Consider the following 15,598-nt stretch of genomic DNA (forward strand, 5'->3'; position numbering starts at 1 on the left):
CAGATATATTCAATGAATTAATTGTTAATAAGTCTCAATTTCATTGAATAAAAGTATAAATCATAAAAATTTTTATATTAAATTTGTTATATATGTGAAAGATAAAATTGCATATAATATTTTTTTCATTAAATTTTTTTCTTTTTACAACAAATACTCACTACCTTTTGATATAATATTTTTATCAATTATTATTATATTCAAGTTTTGAAAGGAGTTTTAAAATGAGTTTATTAGTTTTCGGACATAAAAATCCAGATACAGATTCAATATGTTCTGCAATTTCATTAGCATATTTAAAAAACAAGCTAGGAATAGAAGCAACAGCTTATGCTTTAGGAGATATCAGAAAGGAAGCTAAGTATGCCCTAGATTACTTTAAGGTAGATGCACCTGAAATCTTAGATAACGTTAGAATACAAGTTAGAGATTTAAATTATGATAAGGTAATACCTTTAACTCCAACTTCTTCTATATTAGAAGCCTATAATCTTATGGATGAAAAAAATGTTAAAACATTACCTGTAACTTATGAGGATGGAACTTTTGCTGGTATTATTACTATGAAGGAAATAGCTAAAAACCTTCTTCATCAACATTTTACAACTATACACACATCACTATCAAATATCTGCAAAAACCTTAATGGTACTATTCTTGTAGATTGTGGTGAAGATGTAAAAGGTAGAGTTGTTACTTTATCATTTGGTATGGAAACTCTAATAGAGACTTTAAAAGAAGGAGATATAGCTATTGTTGGCGATAGATATGATAGTATTGAATACGCCATAGATACAAAAGTTAAACTTTTAATACTTACTAATCACACAGAAATTTCAAAAGATTTACTAGCTCTTGCTAAAATAAATGGAGTGTCTGTTGTTTCTGTTGAAAGTGATAACTACAAAACTTCTAATGTCATAAATCAATGTAGCTTCTTGGATTCTATAGAGGCCACAGACAACTTGATTACTTTTAAAGAAGACGACTATATGGATGAAATAAAAGAAATTATGTTAGAAACAAACTTTAGATCTTATCCTATATTAGATGATGACAATAAGTTTTTAGGATTAATTTCAAAAGGCCATTTATTAAATCCATCTAAAAAGAATGTTGTTTTAGTTGACCACAATGAATATGCTCAAAGTGCTGATGGAATTGAACAAGCAAATATAGTTGAAATAGTTGACCATCATAAACTTGGTGGTATTTCTACTGATGTTCCTATGTCTTTTAGAGTTATGCCTGTTGGATGCAATAGCACTATAATTTATCAAATGTATAAAGAAAATAATGTTGAGATACCTTATGAAATAGCTGGTCTTCTTTTATCTGCTATATTATCTGATACATTATTATTTAAATCTCCAACAACTACTGATATGGATAAGAAAGCTTGTGAAGAATTAAGTAAAATAGCAAAAGTAGATATGGAAAAATATGCTATGGATATGTTTAAATGTGGTACTTCTTTAGATGAGTTCACTATAGAACAAATAGTAAATATGGACTTTAAAGAGTTTAACATGAGTGGACATAGAGTTGGTATTGGACAAGTATTTACTTTAGACACAGACTCTATCTTTGCTAAGAAGGATGAATTTTTATCTTATATAAATTCAACTGCTTATGACAAATTAGTTCTTGCAGTTACAGATATAATAAAAGAAGGTTCTTATTTAATTTACAAAGCAGAAGATAGATTGATTGCTGATGCATTTGGTATTGAAGGAGTTCAAGGAACATTTGCTCCAGGTGTTGTATCTAGAAAGAAACAATTAGTACCTAACTTAACTACTGCAATCAAAAACTTTAAATAGTATAAAATATTTAAACAAAATAAAAACTGTTTCAAACTTAAGTTTGAAACAGTTTTTTATATTTTTATTAAACCTTTCAATATATTTAATATATATTTTTCTCCAACAGTCTTAATATCAAAATCTCCATTTGAAAAGCACCAAGTAGCCATCATTCCTCTAATCGATGTTTCTAAATATAAAAATACTTCTTCTACTGATAAATTATTTTTGATTAAATTTTTTTTATATGCTTCATCCAATAAATTTTTTAACTCTTCTGAGAAGACACGCCTTTGAAAATGTTGGCTTTTTCCTGTAATACATGAAGATAAATTTGTGATATAGGCTAAACAAGTTAGTTCATGTCCAGTCTCACTTGTAAAATCAAATTCTAATGTAAGAAACTTAATAATTTTATCCACTACACTAATATTTGGAGTTTGATTTATATAATTTTTAAATTTATTCTCTATATATGCACCTAGATTAAAATAGTAGCTTTCTCTTATAATATCCTCTTTTGATTCATAATGAACATAAAAAGTTCCTTTTGATACACCAGATTTAAAACAAATCTCGCTAACAGTAGTAGAATTATATCCCTTTTCTTTAAAAAGACAAATTGCATTTTCAAATAACTTTTGTTTTGTTAAAATAGCTTGCTCCTTACGAGTTAATTTTTTTGATTCCATACATAATTCACTCACTTTCGATTGACATATTATTGAAATCACTGTAATATAATGACCATAGTCACTGACTATAGTTATTATATTACACTACAATAAGGAGGTATACAAGATGTTTATTTTTAATCTAACTTATATTAAACCTACTAAAGAAGTTGATAAGGTGTTGAATGAACATGTAAAGTACTTAGACAAATACTATTCTCTTGGTAAATTTATTTGTTCTGGTAGAAAGAATCCAAGGACTGGTGGAGTTATTATTTGTAATGCTACAGATAAATCAGAAGTTAAAAAAATTATACAAGAAGACCCTTTTTATACATTAGAAATTGCTAAATACGATGTTATAGAATTTACCCCAACTAAATATGACTCTAAATTTAAATATTTTATTTAGATGTAATAATCATAAATCTTCCGCTTCAGTAGTAAGGCCCGCTAAATCTCTACTTTCTCCTTAAAAATATAACTATCATTTGAATTTATGTAAACAAATAATTCTGTTTTTAACATACTTTTACAACAATACTAAATTCTACAAAAAAAGAATACACTATTAGAAAATTCTAATAGTGTATTCTCTTCTTATTATATATTACACTTTAAATTATTCCTTGACTGGTTTAGCTGGTGTAAACTAAACCAGTCTCTCTCAAATATTAAGCACTTTTTTCTTATTATGTTTTTTAGGATTTATTGTCTCTATTATTGTAAACCAAAGTTATGAAATTGTAAATAGAATATATTACCATTATAATGTTTTTTCTTAAATAAAAATATACAAATAACTTTCTTTTCTTAAACAAAATCGCTAAAATAGCTTTAAAAAATGTTAAAATAAATGTTTTCTATATATCTTCTATATTTAATTTAATATATTATATATTAAAAATTTAATCATAAATAATTTAATATAATTATTTTTCTATAACACTCTAAAATAATGTTCTAATAAGATTATTAGAGTTATTTAGTATATTAAAAATTTAATAGATAATTAAATCTCAGTAAAATAAATTATAATAAATTAAATTAAAAAGTGAAATGTTATTATATCTTCTAGAAAATATAATAACATCTCACTTTATCTTTAAGTTCTATAGATTTTTTCTTTTATCTATGACCTAGTTTTTTTCTACATCTGAGTAGTCTACTCCAAAAGTTTCTACAGTCACAGCTTTCATAACTTGTGGAGTCTGTGGCTTGTCCGCTGCCCCTGTTCTAACTGAGGCTATTTCATCAACTGTATCCATACCTTCTATAACTCTACCAAAGCCTGCATATTGACCATCTAAATGTGGTGAATTTTTATGCATTATAAAGAATTGAGAACCAGCTGAATTAGGTGCCATAGTTCTAGCCATTGATATAACTCCTCTTTCATGCTTTAGATTATTAGTAAATCCATTTCCACTAAATTCACCTTTTATGGAATGACCTGGTCCACCCATTCCAGTACCATTTGGGCATCCACCTTGTATCATAAATCCTGGTATTACTCTATGAAATGTTACTCCATTATAATATCCATCATCTACTAATGATACAAAATTTTTAACTGTATTTGGTGCTATGTTTGGGTATAACTCAATTTTTATTTCTTTTCCATTTTCCATTACTATAGTTACTATAGGATTTTTATTTTCCATGATTTATTACCTTCCTTTTTATTAATTAAATTACACAATTACATTTATTATATTATACTCTAAATTAAACTCTATCAAGTATATTTTTTCCTATTTCATATCCTTCTTGATATATATTTTTACAAAACTCATCATCAAAGTTAAGAGTATCTGTAGGTGCAAATTGAGTGTTAGGTCTAACTACTATTATTTTATCTTCATTATATATTTTTTTAATGTCATCTGGTAAATCATAATTATACTTTGTGGATATCAAAATAATTTTATCCACATTATCCACAATTAAAGGTTCAATTAATGCACTCCTAATTAGACCTCCATCCAATTTAAAACCATCGTAAATACCATCTTGCACATCCTTCATGAATTGTTCTTTAAATCCAAGAGTAGCATTTGGATTTGATGGTAACAATCCACTATATGAAATGCTTAAGATTGCTTCATCTTTAAGCATTTTTGACACATTTACAACCTTTTCTGATACTACCTTATTATTAACCTCTACATAATTAACATAGAAGTTCATTTTCTCTATTTTGCTATTATCAAGTTCTCTCAGATTGTCTATAGCGGGAGAATTATCCACAGTATTATTTACTATTTTTACATTTCCGTTCTGGATATCTCTTATATTTGTCCACATTTTTTCTAAGTTATCAACATTACCTGTGTATAAATAATATCCATTTATTGCTCCTATTGATGTCCCTGAAATTGAATAAAAATTATTTATCCCATTATCATACAAAGCCTTAACTACCCCTGCTTGGTAAGCTCCTTTTGCTCCTCCACCTTCTAAGCATAGTCCTAATTTCATAGTTTCATCTCCAAATTGTTTATCTTATATTTATATTTCAAAAAATTTACTAAACGTTTTATATATACTATAGTGGTCTTCAACATTACCTAATTCTCTTATAGAATGCATTGCTAAAATTGGACTTCCTACATCCACAGATGGTATATCTACATGAGTAGAAGATATTGGACCTATGGTACTTCCACCTCTCTCATCTGACCTATTTACAAATTCTTGATACTCGACATTAGCTTCTTTACATATATTTTTGTAAACAGCTATAGAATATCCATCACTTGTATATGCTTGACTTGCATTTATCTTTATAACAGGCCCTTTTCCCATAACTGGCTTATTAGTTGGGTCATGTTTTTCTGGAGTATTTGGATGAATAGCATGAGCTAAATCTGATGATATCATGAAAGACGAATAAATAGCCTCAAAAAATCCTTCTCTATCTTTTCCTATTGATAAACATATTCTCTCCAATATATTTAATAGCATATTTGAATCTGCACCTTGTTTAGTGGAACTTCCAACTTCTTCATTATCAAATACAGCCATTACATTTACACCACTTTGTCCTTTAGTATCAACTAAAGCATTTAAACTAGCATGTACCATTGCAAGATTATCTTGTCTTCCAATAGATATAAATTCATCATTAGCCCCTATTAAACTTCCTTTTTCAAATTCATATAAGAATAAATCAAAGTCTATTATATCTTCCAACCTTACATTCAAATTTGATGATATTTGTTTCAAAAGAAAGTTGTCTTTTTCTAATGTATCATTTAATAATCCAACTAGAGGTAACATATCTTTTTGTTTATTATATGAATGACCATCATTTATACTTCTATTCAAATGTATAGCTAGATTTGGTATTATGCAAATTGGCTTTTTAAAGTCGATAAGTTTTTCCTTTGGCTTAAGTGTGCTATCTCCTTTTAAGACTACTCTCCCAGCTATACCAAGTGGTCTATCTAACCATGTACTTAATATTGCTCCTCCATAACATTCTGTATTCAGCTTCAAATAAGCTTTCTCAGCTTCTATTTCTGCGTTTGGCTTAATACTGAATGTAGGAGAATCTGAGTGAGAACCTATTATTCTAAATCCATCTTCTTCTATATTATCTGAGTTAACTACAAAAGCCACTATAGCAGATAAATTTTTAGTTACGTAGTATTTTCCACCTACTTTTAGATTCCATTTCTTATTTAAAACTAACTCTTCAAATCCATTTTTATCTAAGACTTCTTTAGCACTATCAACTGCGTGAAAAGATGATGGGCTATCATATATGAAATCTATTAAATTTTTAGCAAAGCTTATACTATCCATTCCTAATTTTCCTCCATTATAAAATATCTAGTGTTGTATATTCTTTATTTATTTTTTTAATTCCTTGCTTATCAAAAGCTATAGTAACATCTGTTCCAGTTATAGACACTACTGTTCCAACCCCAAATTTAGGATGATGTACTTTAGAACCAAGCTTTATATCCTCTGGATTAGTCTCTTTATTTGAATCTTTTATTGTAGCATTAACGTTATCTGCAACTTTAGATTTACTTATAGTATTCATATACTTTTTAGTATATTTATCTAACATATTATAACTTGCTTTAGAATAACTTAATTCTTTTTTCATTTTGTACAATCTTTCTATACATTCTTCTGGTAACTCTTCCATAAATCTTGAAGCTATTGCAACATTTGTTTTACCATATAGTGTTCTCTTTTCAGTTAGTGACATGTATAACTCTTCTTTAGCTCTAGTTATACCAACATAACAAAGCCTTCTCTCTTCTTCTATTTGAGATTCACTCAAAGACTTTATAGCTCTTGATATAGGAAATAGACCTTCTTCCATACCTGTCAAAAATACAACTGGAAACTCCAACCCTTTAGATGTATGAATTGTCATAAGAGAAACTCTATCATTGTCCTCTTCATCATTAGATTCAGATGTAAGTGCTATACTAGTTAAAAATGTCTCTAAATCTTTATTTTCATAAGTATCATCACTACTACTTTCAAACTCTAGTGCTATAGATATAAATTCTCTTAAATTATCAATTCTATCTTGAGCTTCTTCACCTTTACCAGTTAAATCTTTTTCATTTTTATTTCTTATCTCTACAAGCTCATCCATATATCCTGTAGTATCCAAAACTTTTTCTATTAACTTACTAACAGGATAGACTTCTTTTATAGTTCTAAGTGTACCTATAATGTCAACAAATCCACTTATACTTGCTCTAGCTTTTGTAGATATATCAGAATTTGTTTCTATATCAATTAAAACTGAATATATACTCTCTTGTTTCAGATTGGCTCTATCTTCAATTTTTTCTATAGTTCTAAGCCCTATACCTCTTCTAGGAACGTTTATAATTCTTTTTATAGATATGTCATCCTGTGGATTTTGAATAACTCTTAAATACGCTACTAAGTCCTTTATTTCTTTTCTCTCATAAAACTTTGTACCACCATATATATTATATGGAATTTGACTTCTATTTAAAGCGTCTTCTACTGGTCTTGCCTGTGCATTTGCTCTATAAAGTACTGCAAAATCTTTGTATGGTCGTTTCTCTTTTCTAGCTATTTGTGCAATTGAGTCAGCTATAAAATCAGCCTCTTCTATTTCACTACCAGTTAGCTGTATCTTTATAAGTTCTCCTTCTTTCTTTTCACTCCAAAGTTTCTTTCTTTTTCTTTCTATGTTATTGGATATAACTTTGTTAGCTGCATCTAATATTACTTGTGTTGACCTATAATTTTGTTCTAGTTTCACAACATGTACATTATCATAATCTTTCTCAAATTCAAGTATGTTTCTTATATCTGCGCCTCTCCATCCATAAATACTTTGGTCATCATCTCCAACAACACAGATATTTTGATGTTCTCTAGCTAATAATTTTATTAGTTCATATTGAGCTTTACTCGTATCCTGATACTCATCTACCATTATGTATCTAAATCTACTTCTGTAATAAGCTAACACTTCATCATTAGTCTTAAAAAGTTCTACAGTTTTAAGTATTAAATCGTCAAAATCAAGTGCACTATTTCTCTTTAAACGGTCTTGATATAATGCATAAATATCTGCAATTTTAACCATTCTATTATCCGACATATTCATATCTTTAAACTGCTTTGGCGTATAAAGCTTATCTTTTGCACCTGAAATAGCACTTATAACGGCCTTTGGTTCAAATACTTTATCGCTTAAATTTAATTCTTTAAGGCAATCTTTGACTAAAGTTACTTGGTCTGCAGCATCATAAATTACAAAACTTCTATTGTAACCAATTTTGTTTATATCTTTTCTAAGTATACGAACGCAACAAGAATGGAATGTACTTATCCACATTTCCTTAGTTTCCGAACCTATATTTTGTTCGACTCTTTCTCTCATTTCATTTGCAGCTTTGTTTGTAAATGTTATAGCTAATATACTAGGTGCTTGTACACCTTTATCTTCCATAAGGTATGCTATTCTTGTTGTTAGTACCTTAGTTTTACCTGAGCCAGCACCAGCTAGTATAAGTACTGGTCCTTCAGTTTTTTCTACTGCTTCTCTTTGAGCAGGATTTAATGTATCTAAATTCATATTTCTCCTCCTGTTAACAGCCATAAATATATTTTAATCTAAAATATGAATTACTTCAAATTATAATTATGTATTATATCAATAGATTATTGTCAAATTTTAACAATTAAATAACACTTACTTATAAAATTTATTTTTATTATCTATAAAAAAAATAACCTTATGATTTGGGGAATCATAAGGCACCTTTAAGGGGTCTAGGTTAAGGGTTATTATATATAAATCTATTTTTTTAAAATAGGTTTAGGGCTTAATTATTTATTTGTATTAAGTCTCTTTCTTTCCAGTACTTATACAAATCTTCTTCTTTCTTAAATAAAGGTAAGTTCATATTTTTATGTACCTTTACTAACCATGGAGATTCTAATCCAGCTTGTATAATATTGTTCTCATTTACAAATACACTTTCTGCGTTTCCTTCATCAATTAAAATCCCCTTATCCAGTACATATATATAATCACATATTTCATACATTAAATTCATATCATGACTGGATATTACTATTTTTATATTATTTTTATCTAATCTCTTTATTATATCTACAATAGACCTAGTGCTTACTGGGTCTAATCCAGCTGTAGGCTCATCAAGCAATACAATTTCATTTTCCATTGCTATAACTGATGCAATTGCTACTCTTTTTTTCTGACCATAACTTAAAAAGTGTACTGGTCTATCTATAAAATCTATTCCATTAACAGCTATCAAAGCTTTGTTTATTCTCTCTTTAATAATTTTTTCATCCATCCCAATGTTTCTCATCGCAAATGCTATGTCATCATATACTTTTGAGTAAAATATTTGCTTTTCTGGGTCCTGAAAAACAATTCCTACATTTTTTCTAAGATTATACAAACTCTTCTTATCATACTTTAACTTTTCTTCTTTGAAAAGTATTTCTCCAGATGTAGGCTTTAATATCCCCATTAAGTTCATAAATAAAGTTGATTTTCCTGAACCATTTGAGCCTATTATACCTATAACATTTCCCTTTGAGAAATCCATATTAATGTTCAATAATGCATTAGCATTTTTTTCATATTGATATGTTAAATTATTTATTCTAAACATCATTATCCCCTACTATGTGAAATTTACCATCATACAATTTTATGTCTAATGATATACACATATCATCATACCTTGTCATAAGTCTTTTGTACAGCATACTTCCAAGAATCCCTAAAGATTTATATGAAGTTTTTAAATTTATGTACCCAAATCTTAGTTCTTGTGACTTATATATCTCTGAAAATTCTTCTAAAAATATAAATATAAATCTATATATTAACATTGATAATTCAACAAATGTGTCTGGCAAATGTAATTTTTTGAAGAAAAATATTAACTGATTAAAAGGTGTTGTAAGTATACAAAAATACACACAAGTTAAACAAGACATAGCTCTAAATAATACATGAATAGACATGTCAATAGATGCCTTTGATATTCCTACATAAAAACTAAAAAACTGAAAACTATATAGTAAGTCTGTTTTATTAAAAGATATATTCACAAGAGTTATACCTATACTAAGAAATAAAAAATACATTGGTATTTGAAGTAATTTCAAATAATTTTTTAAATCTATCCCTGCTACGCAAACAACTAAAATACTCATTAAAATCATAATTCCACTTAAGATAAATACATTTTTTATTACCATAGAAGCAATTAGAAAAATTGCTCCTATGGCTACTTTTTTATTTGGATTTACTTTACTTAATCTATTTGTATATGCATATTTATCAATTATAAGCATAATTAACTTCTCTTTCCTTTTTGAAGACCTAATATGTATCCTATTACACCTGCACCTAGAGCTGCTTGTGCAGAGAATAATAAACTCTCTATTTCTCCACTTGGTGGCTCATATGGGCTACTAAACCAAGGCTCATAATTTGGATTTATCTTAGTAATTTCACTTTCAGCTTGACCATCTGCTCCTCCATATTCAGCACCTGAATTTACAAGTAATGGGAATATAATCAGAGCTACTACTAATAAAAGTAATAATATGTTAGTTTTTGTTTTTGTTTTAGCACTCATTAGCTTTAACTCCTTTATCATTATTTTCTAGTATGCTTTTTTCTCCATTTTCTGTAATTAAATTATATACAATTACAGTAAGGATACCTTCTGCTATTGCTATTGGTATTTGAGTCATAAAGAAAATTCCTAAGAATTTAATTGCTGAAGCCATCACTCCACCAGATGGGTCTGGGAAAGCCAGTGCTAGTTGTATTGAAGTTATTGTATATGTGGCTAAATCTCCTATTGCTGCTGCAAGAAATACTGGTATAGCATTGTTTCCATCTTTTTTCTTTAATACTTTAAATATTAAAAATGATATAATTGGCCCTATTATAGCCATTGAAAAAGCATTAGCTCCTAAAGTAGTTATTCCCCCATGTGCTAGTAATAATGCTTGGAATATTAAAACTATAGTTCCAAGAACAAACATTACACTTGGTCCAAACATTATTGCTCCAAGACCTACTCCAGTAGGATGTGAACAACTTCCTGTTACAGAAGGTATTTTTAATGCTGATAATACAAATACAAATGCTCCACATAGAGCTAATAAAACTTTCTTCTTAGGGTCTTGCTTTACTATTTTACCTATTGATTTTAATCCCACTAAGAAAAATGGTATAAATATAACTCCCCATGCTATAGACCATTTTACTGGTAAGTAACCTTCCATTATATGCATTGCATTTGATGTAACTGGAGTTAAAATGATTAACATAAGTGCAGCTATAACCCCTAATTTGATATTTTGTTTCATTTGAGTATCCCCTCTCTCCCTTTCTAATAATTAAAATATGAATAATACATGTATCCTTAATTCTAACAAAATAAAAAAGCCTAACTCGATGGCTAGGCTTCTAATTTTCGACAATCTAAATACAAACACATAAAATAAACATATCTGTATAATTATTATAAGAAACTTTCTCCATCCCCGAAGAAATCACTTTAATATTTTAGGCAGGTCTCCTGACTTAGCTTCATCCTACTCCTCTTCCTTCCCATGAAATATAAAAACATATTATCATAGTGGCTAACAAAAGTTTCGTCTGCATCACAGTAGCGGGGGCTGTAAAGGAATTTAACCTTCTTCCCTATTAATCTTGCTTAAAGAACCTACAATATTATATATTTAATTTTTAATATTACTTTATTTTTAATTCATTTTCTATATAAATCATTGTATACCTTTTCTGTGAAAATTTCTACATTTTTTACAAATTTTATTCATTTTTATATTTTTATGTATATAAATTCTTTTTTATAAATCGTTTAACTCCTAATTATTTTCTTTAAATACATTGAAACTACATCAGAAAATCTAGTTATGTCTCTTGAATATATAAAATCATTTCCATATATTAATCTTTCAGCTTCAAGTTCTGATTCTTTACCTGTAAATACTCCTAATACTAATACATTTTGTTTCCTAGCTTTTCTTACTTCATTAGCTGTGTCTCTTAAACCAACAATACCTCTGTAAGCTTTTTCACCTCTTAAAGTTCTCTCACTGTTTTTTCCTATCTTTACATCATTTGGTCTTCCATCACTAAGAATTATTAAAATTTTATTTTCTTCGTCTCTATTTATCAAACCACTACATATAGATTTTATAGCTAAACCGTCTCTATTGTTACCAGCACAGAAGTATTCAAAGATATTTTCACTATTTTTAATACTGTCATCATAATCCTTAAATCTTTTTAGTATCGTATAATCTAAGAAACTAGAAAAACCCATAACTCTATTTGGTATTCCAACTTCTGTCAAAGCATTTGCAATTATGTAAGCTTGAATTGCTACATTTCCTTGGTTTCTACTTTGAGAACCACTTGCATCCAACAATATATCAATAACATATTTGCCTTTTTCATTTTCTATATCTTTATAAAATATCTTATTATTGTTACTTCTTCCAACTCTCCAAGCTCTATTTGCTAATATAGTGCCACAATCAGAATATACTCTGGTTTTAGCATTTTCTTCTACTAAAATTCTAGAAAGGCTTTCTTTTAATCTCTTTATTTGTTGTCTATACATCCTAGCATGTTCTCTAAATTTACCTAAATTATTTTCTTTTTGTCTTGTTACATATTTTAGCTGAAAAACGTTATTACATTCACTTCTAAGAACACCATCTGTGAAGTGAATTCTACATCCCTCATGTACGTTTCTGCAATTTTGTGTTTCAAGTTTTTTAATTTCACCCTTACTTAAATAAGTTTTCCCATAATAATGTTCTATTTTAGTGTATATTTTATTTACAGTCTCCTCATCAACATATATAATTCTATCTGCTGAATTGCTAGCTTGAGAATTGTCAAAGTCTCCTACTCCCTCTATAAGCATTGATGAAGAGATTGAATCTATGTCACTTTCAACAATATTTTCATCTTCATCACTATATAGTTCTTCATACATAAAATCAGCAAACGTATCAAAGTTTACTTCAACATTTTTTACATTGTTTTCATCATATGTAGAATTACTTTCTTCACTATTCAATATATATTCAAAATAAGTTAAATATATAACATCTAATGCCTTTAAAATCTCCATAATATCCTGATTTGTATCTATAAGCCTTATGTCATTTACTATTCTTCTAGTTATACTGTCTAATGCTGGATGTTTATCCATGCTATAAAGTACAAATGCATATTTAATCTTGTCCATCATATCGTTATTGTGTATCTTGGTAAAACGTGAAACAATATCTTTATACGCTCTTTTTCTGATATCTTCTATTCCAGGTCTATCTTTAATAGCTTTTTCTTCAACAATTGTATTTAATATAACTTGAATTAGACCTAATATAACATCCTTATCATATCCTTTTCGTATTCTATTTGTGAGGTATTTTTTAACTATATCCCAGTCTATATATTTTCTTCTAGCTCCTGCAATTATTGCAAAGTATAGACCTATTTCCTTTGAAGAATAGTCTTTTTCTGATATATCTATACTTTCGTTATAATCACCAGCGATTGTCCAAGATAAGTTATTTGCTCTATTTTCAAATTCATAATCATCATATATCCATTTCATAATCTCACCTATATTAAATATGACTTATTGGAAATATATCTGCACTCTCCCATTTATTAGGTATTCTCGTTTTAATTACATCTCCAACCATTTCTTTTTCATATATATCAAAAGTCTTTCCTGTAAGCCCCATATTAATTGCAAGAGTTGGCTTTAATCCTCTTCTTATAGTTTTAAGAGATGCCATAAGACCTCTCAAATCAATAGCTTTACTAGATATTTCACCATTTTGAGATTTCAATTGTAAATCTAAAAATATTCCTGCAAATTGTGCTAATTTTTCTTCATCAGCATCTGAAAATTCATTTTTCAAAATCATCATTAACTTGTCCTCTTCTACAGGAGGAATATCTATTACCATAAACCTAGAGACTAGAGCTTCATTAAGTTCCTTTGTTCCTGCATACTCGTAATTCATAGTTCCAATAAATCTTGTTGCTGGGTGCAAATTAACTCTCTCATATCCTGGTACATCAATCACTCGACGATAATCTAGGGCTGAATGAACTACAACTATAGCATCATTTTTTGCCATATTAATTTCATCAAATATGCCAAATCCTCCATTAACAGCACACTCATAAACTGAACCTCTTCTAAGTTTAACTTCATTGTCTATAAATGTATCTGTACCTATAAGTGTTGAACTATCTGTATTTATATGAAATGATGTATTCCACTGAGGTCTATTAAATATCTCACCTAAATTATCAGCAAGTAAATTTTTCCCTGTTGCCTTTGGCCCTGACAATAAAATATTTTCTTCTTCTAAAATAGCTGTTATACACATAGATAATATGTCTTTACCATAAAAATAAGTTTTAGATTTTGTTACTCTATATTCCAAATCTTGTTCTAAGCCATAATAATTTCTGAAATACAATACATCTTCAATAAGTTTCTCATCTACCCCTTGTGCCCTTAAGTTATCTATTATATCCATATCCTTACCCCTTTTTATATAAAATAGTATTTGTTTTATTTCTTAACACCATTTTAGCACAAAAGGATATAGCCTAAAATTAATTTTATAAATTAATAACAGCTCTTTCTGTATTCTACAGAAAGAGCTGTCCATATATAGTTTTATAATCTTATTCTATTGTGTTTTTTATGTATATGTGACTTAATAGCAAAACCAGCAATAATTATAGATATTGGTATAATTAGAACCATAAATTTATAATCATTATAATGTGACATTATTTTTACCCAACTCTCTGAAAAAATATATCCAATACTAATTAACGAAGTATTCCATATGGTAATACCCACAAGGGAGGATATAATAAAAGTTATAATATTCTGACCTGCAATACCTGCTATAAAAGATATGTATGTTCTACATAGAGGAATTAACCTACATACACAAACAGAAATAGAAGAGTATTTATTAAAATAATCTTGTGATGTAAAAATTCCTTTTTTTGCCTTAGGACATATCTCTACTATCTTATTTATGATAGATTTTCCTCCCCAATTGCCTATCGTATAACAAAATATCGAACCAAGTATACCTGCAATTATACTTAAAATTAAAATAGTTAAAAAACCAAAATGATTTCTTGCTGCAATAGCTCCACAAAGTGGCAAAACTACTTCACTAGGTAATGGAAAACAAGCATACTCAATCATAATTAATACAAATACAGATATTAATCCATATTGTAAAATAAAACTATTGATTACAGACACCCACTTATCTATCTCCTTTCTTATTTAAAAGTACATACCTATAAAACCTCACATCCTACATTAGAAGAATTAATTTATAAAAAACTCTTTAAAATATTATATGTGTTTATATAAAGCATTTATAACAGACTTGTGTTTTTTAAATGAGAAATTTGAAAATAAGAAACTTGACAACAAAAAATAAAAAAAATTACGTGGCTACGTCCTACTCTCCCAGGCAGTTTCCCACCAAGTACCATCAGCGCTAGAG

Annotated in this window: 14 protein-coding genes and 1 riboswitch; of the genes, 2 read left to right on the top strand and 12 right to left on the bottom strand. The window is 28.2% G+C overall.

All coding sequences use genetic code 11. The annotated features are described in order from the left end of the window. Positions 1-224 precede the first annotated feature (224 nt). Positions 225-1,823, top strand: a complete 1,599-nt coding sequence (locus tag KGF50_RS15435) for a putative manganese-dependent inorganic diphosphatase (RefSeq protein WP_227848890.1) — start codon at positions 225-227, stop codon at positions 1,821-1,823. Positions 1,824-1,879: 56 nt separating this feature from the next. Here KGF50_RS15435 and KGF50_RS15440 read toward each other — a convergent pair whose 3' ends face one another. Continuing rightward, the gene (locus KGF50_RS15440; protein WP_227848891.1) at positions 1,880-2,497 is read right to left on the bottom strand and encodes a TetR/AcrR family transcriptional regulator; all 618 of its coding nucleotides are present in this window, start codon (positions 2,495-2,497) and stop codon (positions 1,880-1,882) included. A 109-nt stretch (positions 2,498-2,606) separates the two neighbouring features. Here KGF50_RS15440 and KGF50_RS15445 point away from each other — a divergent pair, with 109 nt between their 5' ends. Beyond that, positions 2,607-2,891: a YciI family protein gene (locus KGF50_RS15445; protein ID WP_227848892.1), complete on the top strand. Its 285-nt coding sequence runs from the start codon at positions 2,607-2,609 to the stop codon at positions 2,889-2,891. A gap of 727 nt (positions 2,892-3,618) precedes the next feature. On the opposite strand, the gene KGF50_RS15450 is transcribed toward KGF50_RS15445, so the two are convergent. From KGF50_RS15450 to KGF50_RS15500, 11 genes are all read right to left on the bottom strand, one after another. Beyond that, positions 3,619-4,143: a peptidylprolyl isomerase gene (locus tag KGF50_RS15450; RefSeq protein WP_227848893.1), complete on the bottom strand. Its 525-nt coding sequence runs from the start codon at positions 4,141-4,143 to the stop codon at positions 3,619-3,621. Between the two features lie 64 nt (positions 4,144-4,207). Beyond that, positions 4,208-4,960, bottom strand: coding sequence for a patatin-like phospholipase family protein (locus tag KGF50_RS15455; RefSeq protein ID WP_227848894.1), 753 nt, complete (start codon positions 4,958-4,960; stop codon positions 4,208-4,210). Positions 4,961-4,990: 30 nt separating this feature from the next. Next, the gene (locus tag KGF50_RS15460; protein ID WP_227848895.1) at positions 4,991-6,289 is read right to left on the bottom strand and encodes a M18 family aminopeptidase; all 1,299 of its coding nucleotides are present in this window, start codon (positions 6,287-6,289) and stop codon (positions 4,991-4,993) included. Positions 6,290-6,305: 16 nt separating this feature from the next. Further along, a complete protein-coding gene (locus KGF50_RS15465) occupies positions 6,306-8,570 on the bottom strand; it encodes a DUF3553 domain-containing protein (RefSeq protein ID WP_227848896.1) in 2,265 nt (754 codons plus the stop codon). A 250-nt stretch (positions 8,571-8,820) separates the two neighbouring features. Next, positions 8,821-9,642 (bottom strand): energy-coupling factor ABC transporter ATP-binding protein, encoded by an 822-nt coding sequence (locus KGF50_RS15470; protein WP_227848897.1) that lies wholly within the window; start codon positions 9,640-9,642, stop codon positions 8,821-8,823. Next, the gene (gene cbiQ / locus KGF50_RS15475) at positions 9,635-10,333 is read right to left on the bottom strand and encodes a cobalt ECF transporter T component CbiQ (protein WP_227848898.1); all 699 of its coding nucleotides are present in this window, start codon (positions 10,331-10,333) and stop codon (positions 9,635-9,637) included. The genes KGF50_RS15470 and cbiQ overlap by 8 nt, the downstream gene beginning before the upstream one ends. 2 nt (positions 10,334-10,335) lie before the next feature. Continuing rightward, entirely contained in the window at positions 10,336-10,620 is a 285-nt protein-coding gene (locus tag KGF50_RS15480; protein WP_227830378.1) for an energy-coupling factor ABC transporter substrate-binding protein, read from the bottom strand. Then, entirely contained in the window at positions 10,610-11,362 is a 753-nt protein-coding gene (locus KGF50_RS15485; RefSeq protein ID WP_227848899.1) for an energy-coupling factor ABC transporter permease, read from the bottom strand. The genes KGF50_RS15480 and KGF50_RS15485 overlap by 11 nt, the downstream gene beginning before the upstream one ends. Positions 11,363-11,546: 184 nt before the next feature. Further along, a riboswitch (cobalamin riboswitch) is annotated at positions 11,547-11,740 on the bottom strand. 137 nt (positions 11,741-11,877) lie between these two features. Then, positions 11,878-13,653, bottom strand: coding sequence for a nitric oxide reductase activation-like protein (locus KGF50_RS15490; protein ID WP_227848900.1), 1,776 nt, complete (start codon positions 13,651-13,653; stop codon positions 11,878-11,880). A gap of 13 nt (positions 13,654-13,666) precedes the next feature. After that, entirely contained in the window at positions 13,667-14,596 is a 930-nt protein-coding gene (locus tag KGF50_RS15495) for an AAA family ATPase (protein WP_227848901.1), read from the bottom strand. Between the two features lie 143 nt (positions 14,597-14,739). Further along, entirely contained in the window at positions 14,740-15,348 is a 609-nt protein-coding gene (locus tag KGF50_RS15500; RefSeq protein ID WP_227848902.1) for a DedA family protein, read from the bottom strand. Positions 15,349-15,598: the final 250 nt, after the last annotated feature.

Origin of the sequence: Clostridioides sp. ZZV15-6598 (genome assembly GCF_020657705.1) — a bacterium.
Taxonomy (GTDB): Bacteria; Bacillota; Clostridia; order Peptostreptococcales; family Peptostreptococcaceae; genus Clostridioides; species Clostridioides difficile_F.

Bases quoted from the DNA above. Each gene is read 5' to 3' on its own strand.
- KGF50_RS15435 (WP_227848890.1), top strand. From the start codon at position 225: ATGAGTTTATTAGTTTTCGGACATAAAAATCCAGATACAGATTCAATA.
- KGF50_RS15440 (WP_227848891.1), bottom strand. From the start codon at position 2,497: ATGGAATCAAAAAAATTAACTCGTAAGGAGCAAGCTATTTTAACAAAA.
- KGF50_RS15445 (WP_227848892.1), top strand. From the start codon at position 2,607: ATGTTTATTTTTAATCTAACTTATATTAAACCTACTAAAGAAGTTGAT.
- KGF50_RS15450 (WP_227848893.1), bottom strand. From the start codon at position 4,143: ATGGAAAATAAAAATCCTATAGTAACTATAGTAATGGAAAATGGAAAA.
- KGF50_RS15455 (WP_227848894.1), bottom strand. From the start codon at position 4,960: ATGAAATTAGGACTATGCTTAGAAGGTGGAGGAGCAAAAGGAGCTTAC.
- KGF50_RS15460 (WP_227848895.1), bottom strand. From the start codon at position 6,289: ATGGATAGTATAAGCTTTGCTAAAAATTTAATAGATTTCATATATGAT.
- KGF50_RS15465 (WP_227848896.1), bottom strand. From the start codon at position 8,570: ATGAATTTAGATACATTAAATCCTGCTCAAAGAGAAGCAGTAGAAAAA.
- KGF50_RS15470 (WP_227848897.1), bottom strand. From the start codon at position 9,642: ATGTTTAGAATAAATAATTTAACATATCAATATGAAAAAAATGCTAAT.
- cbiQ (WP_227848898.1), bottom strand. From the start codon at position 10,333: ATGCTTATAATTGATAAATATGCATATACAAATAGATTAAGTAAAGTA.
- KGF50_RS15480 (WP_227830378.1), bottom strand. From the start codon at position 10,620: ATGAGTGCTAAAACAAAAACAAAAACTAACATATTATTACTTTTATTA.
- KGF50_RS15485 (WP_227848899.1), bottom strand. From the start codon at position 11,362: ATGAAACAAAATATCAAATTAGGGGTTATAGCTGCACTTATGTTAATC.
- KGF50_RS15490 (WP_227848900.1), bottom strand. From the start codon at position 13,653: ATGAAATGGATATATGATGATTATGAATTTGAAAATAGAGCAAATAAC.
- KGF50_RS15495 (WP_227848901.1), bottom strand. From the start codon at position 14,596: ATGGATATAATAGATAACTTAAGGGCACAAGGGGTAGATGAGAAACTT.